The sequence below is a fragment of the Enterobacter sp. ECC-019 genome (genome assembly GCF_043974075.1).
In the GTDB taxonomy this organism is placed as follows: domain Bacteria; phylum Pseudomonadota; class Gammaproteobacteria; order Enterobacterales; family Enterobacteriaceae; genus Enterobacter; species Enterobacter asburiae_D.
In genome coordinates this window covers 2,792,898-2,813,254 of the sequence record NZ_CP143759.1, presented here as the reverse complement: position 1 = coordinate 2,813,254, position 20,357 = coordinate 2,792,898, and the positions used below count along the sequence as shown (strand labels likewise).

The window sequence follows — 20,357 nt, the reverse complement described above, 5'->3', positions numbered from 1 at the left end:
ATGTCAGACGAATTTTTTCTCTCCCTCCGCCACTGCCTGCATCATTTGTACGGCGTGGCGCGCACCCTTTCCTGGCTGCATTTTCTTCCCCTGGCCCTGCTTGCGCTGGCGATTTTTCCGCTGACCGGCTGCGGTGATAAACATGAAAATAAGCCCGACCCTGTGCGAACGGTACGCTACGTCGTGGTTGGCACCGCCCAAACCCTTCCCGCGCTGGAAAGAACCGGTGAGATCCATGCCCACAATGAAACGACCCTGAGCTTTCGTACTGGGGGCCGGATACTGACGCGCAGCGTCGATATTGGTGACAGTGTAACCGCCGGACAGCTGCTGGCCACGCTTGACAACACGACCGGGCAAAACCAGCTCGACGGCGCTGAGGCCGACTATGAAGGCGCCAAAGCCTCTGCGCAGGTCGCCGCGCTTAACGTCAGTCGAATGCAAAAGCTCATGCCAACGGGTGCGATAGCCCGCACGCAGCTCGACAGCGCCCGTGCGGACTGGCTTGTCGCCAGCGCGCGCTTAAAAAGCAGCGAGGCCGCGCGGCGAAATGCCCGCGAAAGCCTCGGCTGGACGCGCCTGATCGCGCCGCAGGCGGGCGTCATTACGTCCGTGAACGCCTCTGCGGGACAGGTTGTCAGCGACGGTCAGTCCGTGCTGACGCTGGCGACCGGGGAAGATCGCGACGTGGCGTTTGATATTGCCACTCCCGATGCGATCCCGCCCCTGGATAAGGTGGTTTTGCAGGTTTCCCTCCTCAGCGACCCGTCGGTACAGGCGTCTGCCGTGCTGCGGGATATCACCCCGCAGGCCGATCCTCAGACCCGCACCTGGCGCGTCAGAGCCACCCTGCAAAACCCGCCGGCGGCCATGGCCCTGGGAGCCAGTGTTACCGTCACGTTGCCATCGTCAGCCCCGCACGGGTATACCCTTCCCACGTCCGCGCTGACCCGTGCCGGCGACAAACCGGCCGTTATTGTTATTACCCCGCAGTCGCGGGCGCAGCTGCGCGTGGTGGTACCCGCGAGCTATACGGCCACCTCCGTCATGATTGCCTCCGGCCTTGAGCCCGGCGATCGGGTGATTACGGCGGGCGTGAGCACATTGCGCTCCGGCGAGCCGGTGGTTGCCGGAGAGGTTCAGCCATGAACACAGAACAGGAAGCCAAATTTAATCTCTCTGCCTGGGCGCTGAAGAACCAGCAGATGGTCAGCTTTTTCATGCTGCTGGTGATTGCGATGGGGGTGTTCTGCTATGAGAAGCTGCCGCGTAACGAAGATCCGGCTTTTACCATTAAAACGGCCGTCGTCTCCGCCCAGTGGCCGGGAGCATCCGTGGCGGATACCACCCGCCTGCTGACCGATACGCTTGAAAAAAAGCTGCAGGAAACGCCCTGGCTGGACTATCTCGAAAGTGAAACCCGGGCCGGACGCACCGTTATCCACGTCAACCTCCGTGACGATACGCCCCCACAGAGCGTGCCGGACATCTGGTATCAGGTTCGCAAAAAAATGCAGGACATCGCGCCGTCCCTGCCTGAAGGGGTGCAGGGTCCTGCCGTGGACGACGAGTTTGACGACACGTTCGGCACAATTTATGCCTTTATTCCCGAAGGTTTCACCCTGCGGGAGGTGCGGGATCGTGTAGACACCCTGCGTCGTGAGCTCATGTCCCTGCCGGATATGGGCAAAACCACCCTGCTGGGCGAACAGCAGGAGCAGTGGGTTCTCGCCTTTTCTCCGGCACGCCTGGCCGGAATGGGGATCGATATTCAGGCGGTCGCCGACGCCCTCCGGGCGCAGAACGCGGTTGTCCCCGCAGGAACTCTGCGTACCTGGCAGGAGAACATGGCGATAAAAGTCAGCGGGGCGCTCACGACCGAAGAGAGTTTACGGGCCGTCACGCTGCACGTGAACAATCGCTATATTCCGCTGACCGACATTGCCACCGTCACCCGGGAAATCGCCGAGCCACCGGCCCCGGCCTACCGGGTGAACGGCAAACCGGCTATCGGGCTGGCGGTGTCGATGGCGCCAACGGGCAACATGCTGCGTTTCGGTGCTGCGCTAAACGCCAGAATGGCAGCCCTCAGCGCCGGGCTGCCGCACGGTATCGAGATGGTGAAAGTCGCCGATCAGTCAGCGGTGGTCAGTGACGCGGTAAGCGGGTTTATCCGGGTGCTTATCGAAGCCGTTATTATCGTGCTGGCGGTTTCATTTGTCTCACTGGGTTTACGGGCCGGGCTGGTGGTGGCGACGGCCATCCCGCTGGTGCTCGCCATGACCTTTGCCGGGATGATGCTCGCCGGCATCGGCCTTCAGCGCATCTCGCTCGGGGCGCTGATCATTGCCCTGGGCCTGCTGGTGGATGATGCCATGATCGCCGTTGAAACGATGGTCTCCCGGCTGGAAGCGGGGGATTCCCGTCGGCATGCGGCCACCCATGCATTCAAAACGACGGCCTTCCCGATGCTCACCGGTACCCTGGTGATGATTGCCGGTTTTATTCCCGTCGGTTTTGCGGCCTCCAGCGCCGGTGAATACTGTTTTTCCCTGTTTGCGGTGGTGCTCATTGCCCTGCTCTGTTCCTGGGCTGTCGCGATCCTGTTTTCGCCGCTGACGGGCACGTGGCTGTTGCCGGAAAAAGTCAGACATCACGCGGCAGGCCCCGGAAGGATCGCGCGCGGGTACGGACGGCTTTTACGCCTGGCACTGCGTCACCGAGTCGCTACCCTGCTGTTCGCCCTTTCCGCGCTGGGGCTGTCCGTGTACGGCACGACGTTTATGCAGGGCGAGTTTTTCCCCGCTTCGGACCGGCCTGAGCTGCTGGTCAGCCTGACGCTTCCGGCCAACGCGTCGCAGCCGGAAACGTTAAGAGAGGTGGAAAAGCTGGAAAAAGCGCTGGCCGACAACGGCAACATCAATCGCTATTCGACGTACGTCGGGTCGGGCGCCATCCGTTTTTACCTGCCGATGGACGTGCTGCTGGAAAATGAAAATATCGCCCAGATGGTCGTGGTGGCTAAGGATCTTGAGGCGCGGGATCGTCTGCATGCGCAGCTCAACAGGATCCTGGCGACGCAATTTAGCGACATCATCACGCGCGTGTCACCTCTTGAGCTGGGGCCGCCCGTCGGCTGGCCAATCAAATACCGGGTGAGCGGGCCTGATTATCTGCAGGTTCGGGCGTTTGCGAACCGTCTCACGGACGCGATTGGGCAGTCCCCGTACTCACACGACGTTAACCAGACGGCCGGAGAGCCGGAGAGGGTCATCACCCTTGAGGTGAATCAGACGGCGGCCAGGGCGGCGGGAATATCGTCAGAAAGCCTCGCCCGCACGCTGAACACCGTCTGGTCCGGCAGCGTTGTCACGTCCATCAGGGATAACGACCGCCTTGTCGACGTGGTGCTCCGGGCCACGGACGATGCACGTCACAGCACCGCCACCCTCTCCTCGCTCACGATCCAGGGGAATGACGGTAAAAAAATTCCGCTCAGCGCCGTCGCGACGCCGGTCTGGGGCGTGGACGATCCGGTCATCTGGCGTCGCCAGCGCGTGCCCTTTATCACGGTGCAAACGGATCTTGCCCCGGGGCTGAAGGCTGAAGCGGTATCCGCAGCGCTGCGTCCGGCGGTCGATAAACTGCGCGCGAGCCTGCCGGCTGGTTACGGCATTGAAGAGGGCGGCGCGGTTGCCGAATCGGATAAGGGGAACAGCTCCGTCTTTACCGTTCTTCCGGTGACGCTGGTCATCATGCTGTTGCTGCTGATGCTTCAGCTGCGGCGATATTCCCGTATGCTGCTGGCACTCCTGATGGCCCCGTTTGGTTTACCGGGGATCGTGCTGGCTATGCTGCCCGGCGGAACGCCGATGGGGTTTGTCGCGCTGCTGGGCGTCATCGCCCTGGCGGGGATGATCGTGCGGAACGCGGTGATATTGATTAGCGAGGTTGACAGCAATCTTGCTCAGGGAATGGCAAACGATGCCGCGATTATGGCGGCTGCGGAACACCGGGCCAGACCCATCTGTCTGACCGCCTGTGCCGCCATTCTGGGCATGATCCCCATTTCTCACCAGGTCTTCTGGGGCCCAATGGCCTATGCCATTATCGGCGGACTGCTGGTTGCAACGCTGGTGACGCTGACCGTGTTACCCGCGTCGTTTAGCCTGCTGTTACAGTGGGGTGCTCAGCGCAACGCCACAGAAGACGGACAGCGCTGAGGCCCCACCGTTTCCCGGCTGATTACGCGGCGGTCAGTGCAAAACGGTCCTTCAGGACATGGCGGATGTCCTCCTCCGCCAGCTGCCGCGTTTCAGTGCCGTTCACCGTGATGGTTTTCAGCACATCGCCCAGCAAAATCTGGCGTCCCTCCGGGCTGTGCTGCACCACCACCCGCTTCTGCACAAAGATGGCATCCGGGTGCGTGGAGTTAAGGTAGTTGGCCGGAACAAAATCAATCCATTCCTGAGGCGTGAGATCAAAGCCGTATTGCCGGGCCCATTCACCCTCCACCTTCGCCTCAAGCAGGTACTCGCCCTCCGCGCTGCGGCTCAGTCGGAACGTGTCGAAATCCTGCGTGATATCCACATCAAGCGTGTCCAGCGCCATCGGCGCGCGAATGCCGTAGCTGCCAAACCCGAGATCGCAAAGCCACTGTCGGCTCTCCACCTCGGCAATCAACGCCATATGGGTTTTCGGCCGCCGCGCAGGGTAGAACATCGGGCGCGCCGCCACGAAGCGGTAAGGTATCCCTAACGCCGCCAGCGCCATGGCAAAAAGCCCGTTCACCTCGTAGCAGTAGCCGCCGCGCCCCTGCGTTAACACCTTATCGGCAATGTCGTCTGGCGCCAGCGAGACAATTTTACCCGCCTGCACGTCCAGATTCTCAAAGGGAACGGAAAAGAGCTGATGACGCATCAGCGCATGCAGGGTGGCCGTATCGGCGCCCGCCGGTCCATTGTAGTTTATGCGTTTGAAATAGGTGGAAATGTTGAAATTGTCGCTGTGCATATTGCCTCCTTGTCCTGAACATGTCGGACACTATAGATGGCGCGCATCATTGGCTGTATAGTCAGTTTTATCGAAAATTAGCCTGAACAGATACCCATGTCTGCCCCGTCCCAGTCGTCCCCACACTATCGCCGAATTGCTGAGATGCTGCGCCTCACGCTGACGTCTGGCGCGCTGCGCGCCGGTGACAGGATGATCTCCGCACGTAAACTTGCCGAACGCGAGCACGTTAGCCTTCCGACAGCGCTGGAGGCCCTTCGCTGCCTGGAGGCGGAAGGGCTGATCGTTGCGCGCCCGCGTTCAGGATATTACATCCGCCAGACCAGCCTGCCACCGCGCGTAGAGCCCGCGCGTTCCTCACCAGGCCCGGTCCCCGTCACCATGTCCGCCGTGGCCCGGTCGCTGTTCAGCAGTGCAGAAGCCCGGCTGATCCCGCTGGGCGCCGCCCTGCCCGATCCCGCGTGGCTGCCGGGAGATGCGCTGCAGAGAGCGTTGCACTCTGCGGGCCGTCGTCTGGACGCGCACGGGCAGAGCTATAGCCTGCCTCCGGGGCGGGGAGATTTGCGCAGTAAAATTGCCGCGCGTGCCGCGCAGTGGGGAGCCCGGTTCGGCGCGGACGATCTCATTATTACCGCAGGCGCGACGCAGGCGCTGCGCCTGGCCCTTCGGGCCGTGTGCCAGCCTGGCGATGTCGTGGCAATTGAGCAGCCCGCCTACTTTGGCACGCTCCTGCTGCTGGAGGATTTAGGCCTGAAGGCCTTAGCGATCCCCACCGACCCTGTCGAAGGTCTGCTGCTGGAACCGCTGGCGGACGCCATCCGCTGCCACCGCCCCGCTGCCGTCCTGGCCTCGCCCACCGTGCAAAACCCGTTGGGTGCCAGCATGCCCGTCGCGCGCAAACAGGAGCTGGTTGCCCTGCTTGAAGAGGCAGAAATTCCTTTGATTGAGGATGATGTGTACGGTGACCTGGTCGGCGAGGGGCAACGTCCTCCGGCCTGCAAGGCGTTCGACCAGAGCGGGAATGTGATTTACTGCAGCTCCCTGTCAAAAACGCTGGCGCCGGGCTGGCGAATCGGCTGGATTGCCGCCGGACGCTACCACCCGCAGGTCTTACAGGCCCGCATGGCCGGAGACTGGGCCGGTACGCCGCTGCTGGAAGCCGCGTCGTGCGAGATGCTGGCAAGCGGCGACTACGATCGTCACCTGCGGCGGCTAAAGCGCCGGATCGCAGAGGGGATCCACGCCGTTGTGGCGCGGGTCGAGGCCAGTTTCCCACCCGGTACGCGCGTTAGCGTACCCGCAGCCGGTTTCCTGCTGTGGGTAGAACTGCCTCAGCAGGTCAACGCGCTGGAGGTGCATCGCCGCGCGCTGGCGCTGGGCATTGGCGTCAGCCCTGGCCCCCTGTTTTCCCCGGCCGCGGAGTTAACGCACTTTCTGCGGCTGAACTGCGCAAACGAACCCACGCCCCGCCTGCTGAACGCCGTGGACCAGATTGGCGCGCTGTGTCACGAGCTGACTGTTTTCACACCAGACTCTCCAGCCATTCGGTGAATACACGCACCTTGCGGGAGAGATGACGGTGTGGATAGAGCAATGACAGCTTGCGGTCCGGCGAGCGATAGTCGGGCAAGACTTCAACCAGAAGGCCGCGGTCAATGTAAGGCTGGAGAAAGAGATTCATCCCCTGCATTAGCCCCAGCCCGGCCAGGCCTGCCGCGATGTAGGCCTCGGAGTTATCCACGACAAGTTTACCGGGCAGGGTAATCTCCGCGATGCCTTCCGGCGTGGTAAACGTCCACGGATGAATTTGTCTGCTGCGGTTATTAATCCAGTTGATGGCCTGATGCTTGCGTAAATCATCCGGCGTTTCTGGCGTGCCGTGCTGTGCCAGCCAGGCCGGGCTGGCGCAGGTCGTGATTTTGATGTTCCCGATTTTACGCGCGATATACTCGCCGTCCTCCAGCTCTCCTACCCGCAGCACGCAGTCCAGGCCATCCCGCAGCATATCCCGACGGCGGTCAGAGCTGCTCAGAATGATGTCGATCTCAGGATGCTGACGATAAAAATCAGGCAGATTAGGTATTACCCGCAGCGTGGCAAAAGAGACCGGCATATCCACACGCAGCTGACCATGTATTGCCCGGTCCGTACCAAACGACTCCAGTAATTCGTCCGCCTGCGCCAGCAGGGGTTTACTCCGGCGATAAAACGCTTCCCCATCCGGCGTCAGGCTAATCCGACGCGTTGTGCGTTGCAGTAGCCGCGTGCCGCTGTGCTGCTCCAGAAGCTGTAACGCTTTGGTGACTGCCGGACGATGGACCTGCAGATTCTCCGCTGCCTGGGTAAGACTGCCTGACTCGACAATTTCAATAAAAATTCGAATAGCTTCAAAGAGGTTTATTTGCATAAGGGACGCTTTTGCCGCGAGCAGGATAAAATGATTGTTATTAATTTTATAACAGTGATGAATTTTTTTGGCTATTTTTCCTAACAATCCTGCGCCCTACACTCTTCCCCATTCAAACGTGAGGGAAAGTCTGCTATGAAAAATAACCGTATTTGTCAGATCCTGGGTATCGAAAAACCTGTTATTCAGGGGCCGTTATCCTGGCTCACGGACGCCCGTTTAGTCTCTGCGGTCAGCAATGCCGGAGGGCTCGGCGTGCTGGGACCCAATGCCGGTTTAACCGCCGACACCGCGGTGTCCACGCCGGAAGAGACCGCCGAAAAAATGCGCGAAGAAATTCGTAAAACCAAACGGCTGACCGAAAAACCGTTTGGCGTGAACCTGATCCCCACAGCCGTTAATGACGTCTGGACAGGGCCGATCCTTCAGGTGGTAAAAGAAGAAGGCGTCAGGGTCGTGGTGTATACGGGCTATGGGGAAGGCAGCATTATTCCCGCGCTGTTCAGCGAGTTAAAAGAGGCCGGTATCGCCATTATCTACCGCGACATCAACCCAACGCCGGAGAACACCCGCCTCGCAGAAGAAATGGGGGCTGACATTATCGTCGCCACCGGTTTTGATGAGGGCGGGACGTTACCCGCAACGGTGCTTGGCACCTTTTCCATCGTGCCGCTGATTGCCGATGCCGCGAAGCACATCCCGGTGATGGCCGCGGGCGGCATTACCGATAATCGCACCGCCAGAGCGGCCCATGCATTAGGTGCGGAAGGCGTGTTTGCCGGTTCGGTCTTTATCAGCACGGAAGAAAGCCGCGTGCCGCAGGGGGTCAAAGAGAAAATTGTTGCCGCCAACGGTCTCGATTTACTGCTTTTCCGCACCGTGCCCCATTACTACCGCGCTCTTCCCGGCAGGCTGGCGGACAAACTGGTGACTATGGATAAAGCAGGCGCAAGCAACGAAGCGCTGGGCAAGGCGATGGGAGGATTACGAGGCCTGCGTCTTGGCATGCTTGAAGGCAACACCGACGAAGGCTATATCGCGCTCGGCACGGGGATTGGGAACATCCGCAGCGTGAAAAGCGTGGCCGAGGTGGTTAATGCGTTAACGGTTGAGTAAGTGCCCCGGCGTCCTGGCCTGCACCAGGACGCCCTGGTTCATCAGGGAATAATCCGTGCGGCTCTCAGCTGCACGAACAGACGGAAAAACATCTCATCGGTGGCCTGCATTTGCGTAAAGCCCGCCCTGCGCAGCTTGCTCCCGTCACCGAACATGTCGTAATCCCAGCTAAAGACAAAATCGGCAAACCGTCCGTCGCTCAGCTGCAGAATATCCGCTTCCACCAGCCGCTCTCCGGCAAGCTCGCGCCATACGCCGCGATAGTCGTTAAACAGCTGATGAAATGACAACCTCACCGGCGGCGCAGAGTCCAGTTCAAACCAGCGTGCGATGCGCGGCCACAGCTCGCTCCAGCGCCAGACATCGCCATTATTTACGTTGAACGCCTGATTCTGTGCCCCGGGTGACGTGGCGGCCCACAGCGTTGCCTCGGCCAGCAGCCCGGCGTCGGTATGGTCAACGATGCTGTGCCAGGCCTGTTCCGAACCGGGAAAACGCAGCGGTAAACCCAGCGCCTTGCACAGGGAGGCGTACAGGGCGATGCTCAGCGCAAGGTTCATGGCATTGCCCGGTACCGCACTCCCCACCACGCCCGGCCTGATGGCATTCCAGTGCCAGCCTTTCCCCCGCTGAAACTGGCTGAGCCACGTGAGCTGCGCGGCGTTAAATTCGGCACCCGGTACGCCGGGATCGCTTTCCCGCGCCGGGGTTTTAAACGGCCCCAGATGCGCACCATAGACTTTGTACCCCTGCATCAGGCTTACCGTCTGCAAAGGCGCCGTTTTTTCGAGGGTGCTGACCAGATTACGCAGCATGGTGACGTTCGGCTCAACCATGTCCGTCCAGGTCGCCGCGTTCGCCCAGGCGCTGTAAAAGATGTGGGTGACACCGTTCAGGGCGTGCAGCGCCCGTGCAGTGTCCTGCGCATCCAGTAAATCGACGTTCACCACGGGAATGCCGTCCGGGTGGGTTACCCCGTCGCGACTGAGGCCGATCACCTCCCACTGATGGTGCAGGAGCGTGTTGACCAGCTGTCTGCCGACAATGCCGCTGGCGCCCGCGACCAGGGCGACGTTATGTTGCTGCATCTTATTCATGGTGTTTCTCCGGAAAGGGTGACAGACGCAGTGTGATCTATTATTTTTTCTGGAGATATCCCCTGAAACCGATGGCACTTATAAGCAGAATCATTAAATGAATAATAAGCTCACTGCCATTTACACCTTTCTACGCGTCGCTGAAGCGGGCTCGTTTTCGGCGGCTGCCCGTCAGACCGGTATTAAGCAGTCCGCCGTCAGTCAACAGATCGCTGCGCTTGAGGAAGCGCTGGGGGTGGTACTGCTGCACCGTACGACGCGTACGATGAAGCTGACCGAACAGGGTGAACGTTACCGGCGTGATATGCAGCTCGTGCTGGACGCCATGGGGGAAGCGGAGAGGCGTTTACATCCTGTCGATCATAGCGTTCAGGGACGCGTCCACGTCCAGCTACCGAGCGGCCTGGGGCAGATCATTTTGCCGCATCTGCTGGCGCTACAGCACCTGCATCCCGAACTGCAACTGATGATTTCCCTGGATGACCGCCTTGCCGATCTGGTGACGGAGGGCGTGGATGTCGCGATACGGCTGGGCAGTGAGCCTCCGCAGGCGCACGCGGCTCGCGTGCTGGCGCGTATTGAAGCCGCGCTGTTTGCCGCTCCCGGTTTTCAGGCGGTACACGCCGTCAACGAGTTGGCCACGCTGCCACACGTACGGTTCAGCGGTATTCCGCTGGATGCCCCCCTGCGCCTGATTTCTGACGAGGAGACGGTCGAGGTCAACGTGAATACCGTTTTCCGTGCCAACACCAGCGACGCGCTGTTGCAGGCGCTGGAGTCCGGCATAGGTATCGGCGGCATGCAGCGACCGCTCGTGGCCAGGGCGCTGCAGGCGGGCACGCTGGTACCTGTGCTGCCCGACTGGCGCTTACCCGAGCGCTTCCTCTATGCCGTTTATCCTGACGCCCGCTTTATTCCGCAGCGCGTCAGAAAGGTCGTCAGCGTGATTGAGCAGTTACTGCCTGAGATCGCGACGCATGAAACCACAAAATAGTTGCCTTCTACTTCGCCACCGGCAAATCGGCGTACCGCGTCGTATAGGCCGGTGACAGCATCTCACGCTTCATCGCCCAGGATTTCTCAATACCCTGCCCGGCGAACCATATCTTCCCTTTACCGGAATGATTTACGCTGTCCATCATCTCCATCAGCGCCGCGCTGTTGGCGCGCAGACGATTATCGTCAAACAAATTCAGTTGGGCGACGCCGCTGCTGAAAAAGTCCGCCAGCATGACTCCGGCTTTCATATAGCGATATCCGTCAAGCCATATACGCCCCAGCGCCTCCGTGGCGGCGCGGATAATATCGCGCGAGTCATTGGTGGGCGTCATCAGGGTGACAGAAGCCTGATTGCCGTAATAAATTTCGTTGTCCGCGTGCGGGCTGGTGCGCACAAACACGCTGATAAAACGACAGTATTGATGCTCGCCGCGCAGTTTCTCTGCTGCGCGTTCCGCGTAGGCGCAAATGGCCTGGTGCATCTCCTCGTACTGCGTAATACGGTGTCCAAACGAACGGCTACAGATAATTTGCTGCTTCGTGGGGGTGAACTCTTCCAGATCAAGACAGGGCTCACCGCGAAGCTCGCGGGCCGTCCGTTCCAGTACCACGTTGAAATGTTTACGAATGACCCAGGATGACGCTTCCGCCAGCTCCAGCGCCGTGGTAATGCCCATCGCGTTGAGCTTTTTCGTGGTGCGCCTCCCTACTCCCCACACCTCCTCTACCGGAACCTTTGCCAGCAATTTACGCTGCCGTTCGCGGCCTGAGAGATCGGCCACGCCGCCCGTGCTGGCCCAGCGTTTCGCCGCATAGTTGGCCAGCTTCGCCAGCGTTTTGGTCGGGGCAATACCGACGCCAACGGTTAAGCCTGTATTTTTAAAGACCTGCGTGCGCATCTGGTGACCGAACGCTTCCAGTGACAGGCAGTGGCTGACCCCTGAAACGTTCACGAATGCCTCATCGATGGAGTAAATCTCTATTGCCGGGGCGAGATCGGTCAGCGTCTGCATGACCCGACTGCTGAGATCGGCATACAGCGCATAGTTCGAGCTAAAGACGTAAACCCGCGACGGGTATAGCTTTTCTTTGAATTTAAAATACGGCTCACCCATTTTTATGCCGAACTGCTTTGCCTCCCGCGACAGTGAAATAATGCAGCCGTCGTTATTGGACACCACCACGATGGGTTTGCCCTCCAGATCGGGGCGGAATACCTTCTCGCAGGAGGCATAGAAGCTATTCACATCAACCAGCGCGAACATGTTTATGCGTTTTGAGCGTGTGGGTGACGACGCCGAAGATCTGCAGTTCCTCTTCGGACTGAAAGGTAATCGGCTGATAGCGGGCATTATGCGGCAGAAGTCTCAGAGCCGGGCGGGTCTGTAGCTCTTTCACCGTAAACTCACCGGCGACCGACGCCACGACGATATCCCCATGTTCGGCATTTAACGAACGATCGACCACCAGCAGATCGCCGTCGCCGATCCCAGCCCCAATCATGGAGTCTCCACTCACCTTGATAAAATAGGTCGCACTGGGGTGTCTCACTGCCAGCCGGTTAAGATCGAGACGGTCCTCCACATAATCCTGCGCCGGGCTGGGAAACCCACAGGCAACACGTTCTAAAAACAACGGTAATTCAATGATTTGTTTTGGGTGATAAGAAAAGAGAGTGTCCATAATGCCTTTCCTGCCAGATACTGTATATAAATACAGTATTACGGATTATGGATAAGGATCAAGGTCATTTCCGGAGGCAAACCCAAACGCGTTGAAGTTTGAGCGGTTTTAATTGAGCAACATAGCCCGCCGTTAACAGGCCTGACAGCAAAAGTCATATAAAAGACATCGAGCAAACTACTTACTTATGACTTATAAAAAATAACATCACTATTCAATAACTACATATTGACTTTAAAGTCAGATAAAAGCATATTTTACAGCACGAATTAACCAGACTTACTGGAGAATATTTTCCATGCCAGCCCGTGACTATCCAGACAAGCGTGTTGCACGCGGTCTGGCAAAGGAGGCCGATCTCAGGATGCTGAGCGCCCGCATCGATCCCGACCTGATGGAGTACATCAGAACCACCGCCTTTGAGACGCGTAAAAGTAAGCAAGAGATTGTGGCGGAAGCGTTAGCGCTCCACAGGCAGAAAAGTCAGACAGGCCCCTAAGCGCGCAAAGCCGGAAGACCCCTTGAGGCTTTGCGCATATCACGTTTAATCCATCAGCGAATTCAGCGTTTCCAGTGCTTCTGGCGGTAACTTCAGATCCGCCGCCGCGAGGTTTTGCCGCAGATGCGCCACGGAAGAGGTGCCCGGGATCAGCAGAATATTCGGGGAACGCTGCAGCAGCCATGCCAGCGCTACCTGCATTGGCGTGGCGCTCAGTGAATCCGCGACGGCCTTCAGCCCGGAAGATTGCAGTGGCGTAAAGCCGCCCAGCGGGAAGAACGGCACATACGCAATCCCCTGCTGCGCAAGCAGATCCACCAGCGCGTCATCTCCCCGGTTTACAATGTTGTACATGTTCTGCACACACACCACCGGGACCATCTTCTGGGCTTCCGCAACCTGAGTGGCCGTGACGTTGCTCAGGCCAATATGACGCACCAGCCCCTGCTGCTGTAATTCGGCCAGGGTGGAGAGCGGTTCAGCAATCGACCCTTCCGCCGGCCCGTGTGCGCTAAACATGATCCGCAGATTCACCACATCCAGCACGTCCAGCTGCAGATTACGCAGGTTGTCATGCACCGCCTGAGTCAGTTCCTGCGCGGAAAAGGCCGGCAGCCAGGCGCCTTTGTCGTCGCGACGGGCGCCAATCTTGGTGACGAGCGTCAGATCGTCGCGGTACGGGTGAAGCGCTTCGCGGATCAGCTGGTTAGTGATATGAGGACCATAAAAATCACTGGTATCAATGTGGTTCACCCCCGCCGCTACCGCTTCGCGCAGCACGTCCAGCGCGGCCTGCTTATCCTTCGGTGGACCAAAGACGCCCGGCCCGGCGAGCTGCATCGCACCGTAGCCCAGTCGTTTAACCGTCCGCGTCCCGAGCGCGTACGTCCCGCTTTTATCAATGCTGCTCATGTTAACCTTCCTCATAAAAATGATCCGGATTTACAACAGGTTCCCTCAAAGAACCTTTAGTTAAGCGCGAGTTAATTAAAGTTTAAATTCTCTACGACGATAGTAATGAAGTACCCCTGCATCTTCTCTAACGGACGACCGCTATGCTGAAAAATCTGCACGTGATTACCGGTATTATCTTTGCCCTCACCATATTCTGTCTGTTGCAAGTTGTCACGGGAGGGTTGTTCTACTCTGCCGTCAGTAACGATCGTCATAACTTCCAGAATTCCGGCGTGCTCAATGCTCAGCAGGAAAGCCTGAGCGACAGCGTGAACACGCTGGTGAAAACGCGCGTCACCGTCACCCGCGTGGCGATCCGCTACCTGAAAAACCAGCGCGACCCGGCTTCCCTTGCGGCGATCAATAAGCTGCTTGGCACCGCAGGCGACTCGCTGGCAAAAGCCGAAGCCTATAACAAAGAGTGGCAGAAACTGCCGCAGGTTAACGGCCAGGAGGCGGCATTAACCGACGAGATGCAAAAATCCTGGAACCAGATGCACGAAGTGATGCGCTTATCGATTGAGTATCTGCGTGCCGACAACTATCAGGCCTATGGCGATCTGGACGCGCAGCAGGCGCAGGACGAGATGGAAGCGATCTATAACCGCTGGCGCGCCGAAAACAACACCCTGCTGAAAGCAGCAGCCGAAGAGAACCAGAGCAGCTTCACGCAGATGCAGTGGACGCTGGCGGCGATTCTGCTGGCCGTTATCGCGGTTCTGGTGGTCATCTGGCAGGGTTTACAGCACCTGCTGTTAAAACCACTCCACTCCATTATGAACCATATTCGCGCCATTGCAGGGGGCGACCTGACGCAGGATATCGCAATCTCTGGGCGCAATGAGATGGGTCAGCTGGCCGCCGGCCTGCATGAGATGCAGCAGTCGCTGGTGACCACCGTCAGCGCCGTACGTGGAAGTACCGATTCCATCTACACCGGCGCAGGCGAAATTGCCGCAGGGAGCAACGATCTTTCCGCCCGCACCGAGCAGCAGGCCGCCTCGCTCGAAGAGACCGCCGCCAGCATGGAAGAGCTGACCGCGACCGTGAAGCAGAACTCCGATAACGCCCGTCAGGCCACGCTGCTGGCGAAAAACGCCTCTGAAACGGCCGCGCGCGGCGGTCACGTCGTGGATAACGTGGTTCGCACCATGAACGAAATCGCCGACAGTTCGCAGCAAATCGCGCATATTACCGGCGTGATTGACAGCATCGCGTTCCAGACCAACATTCTGGCGCTTAACGCAGCGGTGGAAGCGGCGCGAGCCGGGGAACAGGGTCGTGGTTTTGCGGTTGTTGCAGGCGAAGTCCGTACGCTGGCGAGCCGCAGCGCGCAGGCGGCGAAAGAGATCAAAGGGCTTATTGAGAACTCCGTCAGCCGGGTGAATACCGGTTCTGAGCAGGTCAGCGAGGCAGGCACCACCATGAAGGAAATTGTCGCCGCCGTCACCCGCGTGACCGATATCATGGGTGAGATTTCATCAGCCTCTGACGAGCAGAGCCGCGGTATTGAGCAGGTGAGCCTGGCCGTTTCGCAGATGGACAGTGTGACGCAGCAAAACGCCGCGCTGGTGCAGGAGTCCGCCACGGCGGCGGCGGCACTGGAAGATCAGTCCGAACAGCTGCGCCAGGCGGTGGCTGCGTTTCGTCTGAACGGCAAAGAAAAAACGGTCGCCCCACGCCCGGCCAATCTGAAAACACCACAGCTGCTGCGTCCGGCAACGACAACCGCCTCCACCGACAGCAACTGGGAAACGTTCTGAGTCTCAGGCGGGCGAGGATATCGCCCGCTAGCGGCTGCGCTTGGCGTGCCGCTCCCAGTTTTCCTGTTTTGCTTCATCGGATTTTCGCAGTGAAACATAACATGCCCCGCCGCCGCCGTGATGCGGCAGCGCCACGCAAAAAGCCTGCACTTCCTCGAACTCGGTTAACCAGCGCGCCAGATAGCTGCGCACCACGTTAGGATGCGAGTTCTGCTCGCGCCCTTTCCCGTGAATGATAATCAGATTGCGTAACCCGTCTCGTCCGGCCTGGCGAATAAAGGAATAGAGCATCTGGCGGCAGCGTTCGGCGGGCTGACGCAGGAGGTTTAAGCTGGCCTGGCGGGCGTATTTACCCGCGCGCAGCTTATCGATAACGCCCTGTTGTACTCCTTCACGCTTGAACGCCAGCGGCTCTTCGAGAGGCAGAAGGTCAAGAAAATCCAGCGTCAGGAAGTTATCCAGCTGTTCATTATCCACCTCCTCGCGCACCCGGGTATTGCGGCTCGGCTGCCAGTGAATATCCGCGCAGCGCTTCAGCGGCTGGACATCTTCCATGGCGTCAAGAAAAAATGATTTGTCGTCAGGGTTCATGGACATCCTCCGGCTACAACTGAGAACGGTACTATACCTGCGCCTGAGGCAGGCCTCAATCGCCGCTGTACGCCGTCGTGCGCCACAAATATTAACCTGATGAATATATATAGTATTTATAAAATAAGATTAACCGTCACTTAACTTAAATTACAGCAAGGATAAAATAAGTGATTTGTGTTAAATTTTCGTAAAATCAAATACTCAACACCCTTCCCTTTTTCGGGAAAGGTGTTATACCTAAATAAACCTGCTTCATGGAAATAATACTCAGGATTGGCGAAAGGACGCACTGCTGTGTGTACTGGAGGATCTGTCTGATGTCGGGCAGATCCTGTTTTTTTTATGTTCTCTTTTTCACGCTACGACTATTTTTCTCGCTTCCCTTCTGAATTGCGTAATTAATGATTCAGCAAGAGGCGTCTGACGTGAATCACGGCGCTGAATTAAATAATATGCCGCTTTTGGAAGCGATTCGACCACCGGCAGCATGACCAGTCGGTGCGCCAGCAGTGGGTCGCAGCCTAGCTCCTGAGGCAATATGCTTAAAAAATCGCTTTGCGCGACCAGGCTAATACAGGAAGAAAATGTTTCGCAAACCACACCAATTCGCGGTATTTGCGAGCGATGACTAAATACCTCTTCCAGCTGCTTATAATAGCTTCCCCGCGGCGTTGGCATTGTCCAGTTATAATGCAGAAGTTCATTAATAGACGTTGCCCCCGTCGCCGGATGCCCTTCCCGACAAAATACCGCAAACGGCTTTTCGAAGAGCTTTTCAAACGTAAACTCGTGGTCGTAAGGCCCCTGATAATAGGTGTTGATGGTGAAGTCCAGTTCGCCCTGGCGTAATTCATTGATCATCGACACCAGTTGCCCTTCCATAATCCGCACCTTGACCTGCGGATGCTGCGCATGGAAGCGGGTAATAACGGCGGGCATAAGCGTGCGTGAAACGCTGGCCCCCATGCCTATATTGATCTGCCCGGCCAGCTCACCCTGCCGCTGACGGATGTCATCCTGCGCCGCACGCAGCTCTTCCAGAATCAACCTGGCGCGCTGGTAAAAGCCCTCGCCGCAATCGGTCAACGCGACGCCCTTACTCCTGCGCACGAAAAGCTGCGCCGCCATGCCCTCCTCCAGCTCTTTGATGGATTTGGTCAGCGCCGGCTGGGAAAGATTCAGCGTCCTGCTGGCACCGCGAATGCTGCCCTGACGCGCAACCTCAACAAACGCCCGGATTTGATGAAATTTAATCTGGAATGTCATAGCCCGACCGATAACCGTTGTTTATCAGAGTAAAGAAACTGTCATCTACTTTAATGGAAAGGGATATGCGAGGGTAATTCCTGAACGGTTAAAACTGTGAAAAATCGGTTAGTGATAAGTAAAAACTATCACAGCGTGAAGCAGTTCACATATTTTAATGATGACAGGAAAAGATATGGACACACTGGCGCAGTACATCCAGACGTTAACCCCGCAGCTGAGCGCATGGCGTCGTGATTTTCACCATTTCGCGGAATCCGGCTGGGTAGAGTTTCGTACCGCCGCGAAAGTCGCGGAAATCCTGGACTCGCTGAGTTACGAACTGGCGATGGGTCGCGACGTGGTCGATGCCGAAAGCCGGATGGGGCTGCCCGATGCCGCTACCCTGGCGCATGAGTTTGCCCGCGCACGGGCGCAGGGCGCGCCTGAGAAATGGCTGGCGCCGTTTGAAGGCGGCTTTACCGGCATTGTTGCCACCCTGAATACCGGCCGCCCTGGCCCAACCCTGGCGTTTCGCGTCGACATGGACGCCCTTGATCTCAGCGAAGCGCTCGACGACAGCCATCGCCCGTTCCGCGACGGGTTTGCCTCCTGCAACGCAGGAATGATGCACGCCTGCGCGCACGACGGCCACACCACCATTGGTCTGGGGCTGGCGCAGGTGCTTAAGCAGAATGAAGCCCGGCTGAACGGCACCATCAAGCTGATCTTCCAGCCGGCCGAAGAAGGCACCCGCGGCGCGCGCGCCATGGTTGCCGCCGGGGCGCTGGACGACGTGGACTATTTCACGGCCATCCATATTGGTACCGGCATCCCTGCCGGAACGACGATCTGCGGCAGCGATAACTTTATGGCCACCACCAAGTTCGACGTGAACTTTACCGGCGTTGCCGCACACGCGGGCGGTAAACCAGAGGACGGACGTAATGCCCTGCTCGCCGCCGCGCAGGCCGCCCTCGCCCTGCACAGCATCGCCCCGCACAGCGAAGGCGCCTCCCGGGTGAACGTCGGGGTGATGCAGGCGGGCAGCGGACGCAACGTGGTACCCGCGAATGCCCTGATAAAAGTTGAAACGCGCGGCGAAAGCGAAGCGATTAATCAGTACGTCTTTGAACGCGCGCAGGCGGTCATTACCGGCGCAGCGGCGCTCTACGGCGTGCGCGCCGAGATGCGCCTGATGGGTGCCGCGACGTCCAGCGCGCCGACACCGGCGTGGGTTGATTACCTGCGCGAACAGGCGAGCCAGGTTTCCGGGGTTGTCCACGCCATCGATAAGGTGAAGGCGCCAGCAGGCTCCGAAGACGCCACGCTGATGATGGCCCGCGTGCAGCAGAACGGCGGCATGGCGTCCTATATGGTGTTCGGCACGGATTTGAGCGCCGGACATCACAATGAAAAATTCGACTTCGATGAGCAGGTCATGGCCATCGCCATTGAAACGCTGGCGCGAACTGCGCTCAATTTCCCGTGGACGCGAGGTGTGTAATGCAGGAGAACTACGCTTTTATTGCCGATGCGATCGACACGCGATGTCGGACGTTAGCCGATATTGCCGACGCGATCTGGGATCGTCCTGAAACCCGCTTTGAAGAGTTCTGGTCCGCCGAGCGGCTCGCCAGCGAGCTGGAGTCAGAAGGATTTACGCTGACGCGCGAGGCAGGCGGCATCCCCAACGCCTTTATCGCCAGTTTCGGCAGCGGGAAACCGGTCATTGCCCTGCTGGGTGAATACGACGCGCTGGCCGGGTTAAGCCAGCAGGCGCACTGCGCAACGGCGCAATCCGCCACGCCGGGGGCCAACGGCCACGGCTGCGGACATAACCTCTTAGGCACCGCGGCGCTTGCGGGCGCGGTGGCGGTGAAAAGCTGGCTGGAGCAGCACGGCGGTAGCGGAACGGTGCGTTTTTACGGCTGTCCCGGTGAAGAAGGCGGTTCCGGGAAGACCTTTATGGTGCGCGAAGGTCTGTTTGATGACGTCGATGCCGCCGTCACCTGGCACCCGGAAGCCTTCGCCGGAATGTTTAACGTCAGCACGCTGGCGAATATTCAGGCCGCCTGGCGTTTTCACGGCGTGGCGGCACACGCGGCCAACTCCCCCCATCTGGGACGCAGCGCGCTGGACGCCGTGACGCTGATGACCACCGGCACCAACTTCCTCAACGAACACATCATCGAGAAAGCGCGCGTCCATTACGCCATTACCGATACCGGTGGGATTTCGCCCAACGTGGTGCAGGCGCAGGCTGAGGTGCTGTACCTGATCCGCGCCCCCGAGATGGCCGATGCGCAGCAGATCTACGAACGCATCGAGAAAATCGCCCAGGGCGCGGCGATGATGACCGAAACCAGCGTCGAGTGTCGCTTTGATAAAGCCTGCTCCAGCTACCTGCCGAACCGCACGCTCGAGGCGGCGATGTATCGCGCCCTGCAGCACTACGGCACGCCGCTCTGGACGGAGGAGGAACGCGCCTTCGCCCGCGAGATCCGCGCCACGCTGACGCCCAACGATCTGCAAAACAGCCTGAAAAATATTGCCGCAACGGGGGGAGACGCGGGAAAAGCCTTTGCCCGTCGTCATCAGGAGACGCTGCTGGTGGATGAAGTCGCGCCCTATGCCATCACCGACAACGTGCTGGCGGGTTCAACCGACGTGGGCGACGTCAGCTGGAAAATGCCGGTCGCCCAGTGCTTCAGCCCCTGCTTTACCGTCGGCACGCCGCTGCACACCTGGCAGCTGGTGACGCAGGGTCGTACGTCGATTGCCCACAAAGGCATGCTGCTGGCCGGAAAAGTAATGGGCGCGACCGTGCTCAATCTGCTGCAGGACGCAGCGCTGCTGAAAAAATGCCGTGAAGAGTTCGAACAACAATTACAAGAAAAACCGTACGTGTGTCCGATCCCGCAGGGCGTGACACCGTCACCTTTAAAATAAAAAAACACAACACAACAACACAACACTCCCGAGGA

General features: G+C 58.8%; 17 protein-coding genes. 9 read left to right on the top strand and 8 right to left on the bottom strand.

Going from position 1 to position 20,357, the window contains the following annotated elements:
* Positions 1–1,149, top strand: a complete 1,149-nt coding sequence (locus tag V1566_RS13430; protein ID WP_395303599.1) for an efflux RND transporter periplasmic adaptor subunit — start codon at positions 1–3, stop codon at positions 1,147–1,149.
* On the top strand, positions 1,146–4,223 hold the full coding sequence (locus V1566_RS13425) for an efflux RND transporter permease subunit (protein WP_395303598.1): 3,078 nt from the start codon (positions 1,146–1,148) through the stop codon (positions 4,221–4,223). The genes V1566_RS13430 and V1566_RS13425 overlap by 4 nt, the downstream gene beginning before the upstream one ends.
* A 22-nt stretch (positions 4,224–4,245) precedes the next feature.
* On the opposite strand, the gene V1566_RS13420 is transcribed toward V1566_RS13425, so the two are convergent.
* A complete protein-coding gene (locus tag V1566_RS13420; protein WP_395303597.1) occupies positions 4,246–5,013 on the bottom strand; it encodes an arylamine N-acetyltransferase in 768 nt (255 codons plus the stop codon).
* 96 nt (positions 5,014–5,109) lie between these two features.
* On the opposite strand from V1566_RS13420, the gene V1566_RS13415 reads away from it, so the two are divergent.
* The gene (locus V1566_RS13415; RefSeq protein WP_395303596.1) at positions 5,110–6,564 is read left to right on the top strand and encodes a PLP-dependent aminotransferase family protein; all 1,455 of its coding nucleotides are present in this window, start codon (positions 5,110–5,112) and stop codon (positions 6,562–6,564) included.
* Here V1566_RS13415 and V1566_RS13410 read toward each other — a convergent pair.
* On the bottom strand, positions 6,536–7,420 hold the full coding sequence (locus V1566_RS13410) for a LysR family transcriptional regulator (RefSeq protein WP_032658317.1): 885 nt from the start codon (positions 7,418–7,420) through the stop codon (positions 6,536–6,538). The genes V1566_RS13415 and V1566_RS13410 overlap by 29 nt on opposite strands.
* A 135-nt stretch (positions 7,421–7,555) precedes the next feature.
* On the opposite strand from V1566_RS13410, the gene V1566_RS13405 reads away from it, so the two are divergent.
* Positions 7,556–8,536: an NAD(P)H-dependent flavin oxidoreductase gene (locus tag V1566_RS13405; protein WP_395303595.1), complete on the top strand. Its 981-nt coding sequence runs from the start codon at positions 7,556–7,558 to the stop codon at positions 8,534–8,536.
* A gap of 41 nt (positions 8,537–8,577) precedes the next feature.
* Here V1566_RS13405 and V1566_RS13400 read toward each other — a convergent pair whose 3' ends face one another.
* The gene (locus V1566_RS13400) at positions 8,578–9,633 is read right to left on the bottom strand and encodes an SDR family oxidoreductase (RefSeq protein WP_395303594.1); all 1,056 of its coding nucleotides are present in this window, start codon (positions 9,631–9,633) and stop codon (positions 8,578–8,580) included.
* 97 nt (positions 9,634–9,730) lie between these two features.
* Between V1566_RS13400 and V1566_RS13395 the strand changes: the two genes are divergently transcribed.
* A complete protein-coding gene (locus V1566_RS13395; RefSeq protein WP_395303593.1) occupies positions 9,731–10,627 on the top strand; it encodes a LysR family transcriptional regulator in 897 nt (298 codons plus the stop codon).
* Between the two features lie 7 nt (positions 10,628–10,634).
* Here V1566_RS13395 and umuC read toward each other — a convergent pair whose 3' ends face one another.
* Together umuC and umuD are read right to left on the bottom strand one after the other, a co-directional pair.
* Positions 10,635–11,897 carry a translesion error-prone DNA polymerase V subunit UmuC gene (gene umuC, locus V1566_RS13390; RefSeq protein ID WP_395303592.1) on the bottom strand — a complete coding sequence of 421 codons (1,263 nt, stop codon included), beginning with the start codon at positions 11,895–11,897 and terminating at the stop codon, positions 10,635–10,637.
* A complete protein-coding gene (gene umuD, locus V1566_RS13385) occupies positions 11,881–12,315 on the bottom strand; it encodes a translesion error-prone DNA polymerase V autoproteolytic subunit (protein WP_395303591.1) in 435 nt (144 codons plus the stop codon). Before umuD ends, umuC begins: the two co-directional genes overlap by 17 nt.
* A gap of 298 nt (positions 12,316–12,613) precedes the next feature.
* Between umuD and V1566_RS13380 the strand changes: the two genes are divergently transcribed.
* Positions 12,614–12,814: a hypothetical protein gene (locus tag V1566_RS13380; protein ID WP_032657653.1), complete on the top strand. Its 201-nt coding sequence runs from the start codon at positions 12,614–12,616 to the stop codon at positions 12,812–12,814.
* 45 nt (positions 12,815–12,859) lie between these two features.
* On the opposite strand, the gene V1566_RS13375 is transcribed toward V1566_RS13380, so the two are convergent.
* Positions 12,860–13,726, bottom strand: a complete 867-nt coding sequence (locus V1566_RS13375) for an aldo/keto reductase family oxidoreductase (RefSeq protein WP_395303590.1) — start codon at positions 13,724–13,726, stop codon at positions 12,860–12,862.
* 143 nt (positions 13,727–13,869) lie between these two features.
* On the opposite strand from V1566_RS13375, the gene V1566_RS13370 reads away from it, so the two are divergent.
* Positions 13,870–15,531 carry a methyl-accepting chemotaxis protein gene (locus tag V1566_RS13370; RefSeq protein ID WP_395303589.1) on the top strand — a complete coding sequence of 554 codons (1,662 nt, stop codon included), beginning with the start codon at positions 13,870–13,872 and terminating at the stop codon, positions 15,529–15,531.
* 27 nt (positions 15,532–15,558) lie between these two features.
* Here V1566_RS13370 and smrA read toward each other — a convergent pair whose 3' ends face one another.
* Together smrA and V1566_RS13360 are read right to left on the bottom strand one after the other, a co-directional pair.
* Positions 15,559–16,122, bottom strand: coding sequence for a DNA endonuclease SmrA (gene smrA, locus V1566_RS13365; protein WP_395303588.1), 564 nt, complete (start codon positions 16,120–16,122; stop codon positions 15,559–15,561).
* Between the two features lie 357 nt (positions 16,123–16,479).
* Entirely contained in the window at positions 16,480–17,391 is a 912-nt protein-coding gene (locus V1566_RS13360; protein WP_395303587.1) for a LysR family transcriptional regulator, read from the bottom strand.
* Between the two features lie 175 nt (positions 17,392–17,566).
* Here V1566_RS13360 and V1566_RS13355 point away from each other — a divergent pair, with 175 nt between their 5' ends.
* The gene (locus V1566_RS13355; protein WP_395303586.1) at positions 17,567–18,877 is read left to right on the top strand and encodes a M20 family metallo-hydrolase; all 1,311 of its coding nucleotides are present in this window, start codon (positions 17,567–17,569) and stop codon (positions 18,875–18,877) included.
* Positions 18,877–20,322: a M20 family metallopeptidase gene (locus V1566_RS13350; protein ID WP_395303585.1), complete on the top strand. Its 1,446-nt coding sequence runs from the start codon at positions 18,877–18,879 to the stop codon at positions 20,320–20,322. Before V1566_RS13355 ends, V1566_RS13350 begins: the two co-directional genes overlap by 1 nt.
* Positions 20,323–20,357: the final 35 nt, after the last annotated feature.

What these genes read in the sequence shown, in the direction of transcription:
- V1566_RS13430 (WP_395303599.1), top strand. Translation starts at nt 1, where the DNA reads ATGTCAGACGAATTTTTTCTCTCCCTCCGCCACTGCCTGCATCATTTG.
- V1566_RS13425 (WP_395303598.1), top strand. Translation starts at nt 1,146, where the DNA reads ATGAACACAGAACAGGAAGCCAAATTTAATCTCTCTGCCTGGGCGCTG.
- V1566_RS13420 (WP_395303597.1), bottom strand. Translation starts at nt 5,013, where the DNA reads ATGCACAGCGACAATTTCAACATTTCCACCTATTTCAAACGCATAAAC.
- V1566_RS13415 (WP_395303596.1), top strand. Translation starts at nt 5,110, where the DNA reads ATGTCTGCCCCGTCCCAGTCGTCCCCACACTATCGCCGAATTGCTGAG.
- V1566_RS13410 (WP_032658317.1), bottom strand. Translation starts at nt 7,420, where the DNA reads ATGCAAATAAACCTCTTTGAAGCTATTCGAATTTTTATTGAAATTGTC.
- V1566_RS13405 (WP_395303595.1), top strand. Translation starts at nt 7,556, where the DNA reads ATGAAAAATAACCGTATTTGTCAGATCCTGGGTATCGAAAAACCTGTT.
- V1566_RS13400 (WP_395303594.1), bottom strand. Translation starts at nt 9,633, where the DNA reads ATGAATAAGATGCAGCAACATAACGTCGCCCTGGTCGCGGGCGCCAGC.
- V1566_RS13395 (WP_395303593.1), top strand. Translation starts at nt 9,731, where the DNA reads ATGAATAATAAGCTCACTGCCATTTACACCTTTCTACGCGTCGCTGAA.
- umuC (WP_395303592.1), bottom strand. Translation starts at nt 11,897, where the DNA reads ATGTTCGCGCTGGTTGATGTGAATAGCTTCTATGCCTCCTGCGAGAAG.
- umuD (WP_395303591.1), bottom strand. Translation starts at nt 12,315, where the DNA reads ATGGACACTCTCTTTTCTTATCACCCAAAACAAATCATTGAATTACCG.
- V1566_RS13380 (WP_032657653.1), top strand. Translation starts at nt 12,614, where the DNA reads ATGCCAGCCCGTGACTATCCAGACAAGCGTGTTGCACGCGGTCTGGCA.
- V1566_RS13375 (WP_395303590.1), bottom strand. Translation starts at nt 13,726, where the DNA reads ATGAGCAGCATTGATAAAAGCGGGACGTACGCGCTCGGGACGCGGACG.
- V1566_RS13370 (WP_395303589.1), top strand. Translation starts at nt 13,870, where the DNA reads ATGCTGAAAAATCTGCACGTGATTACCGGTATTATCTTTGCCCTCACC.
- smrA (WP_395303588.1), bottom strand. Translation starts at nt 16,122, where the DNA reads ATGAACCCTGACGACAAATCATTTTTTCTTGACGCCATGGAAGATGTC.
- V1566_RS13360 (WP_395303587.1), bottom strand. Translation starts at nt 17,391, where the DNA reads ATGACATTCCAGATTAAATTTCATCAAATCCGGGCGTTTGTTGAGGTT.
- V1566_RS13355 (WP_395303586.1), top strand. Translation starts at nt 17,567, where the DNA reads ATGGACACACTGGCGCAGTACATCCAGACGTTAACCCCGCAGCTGAGC.
- V1566_RS13350 (WP_395303585.1), top strand. Translation starts at nt 18,877, where the DNA reads ATGCAGGAGAACTACGCTTTTATTGCCGATGCGATCGACACGCGATGT.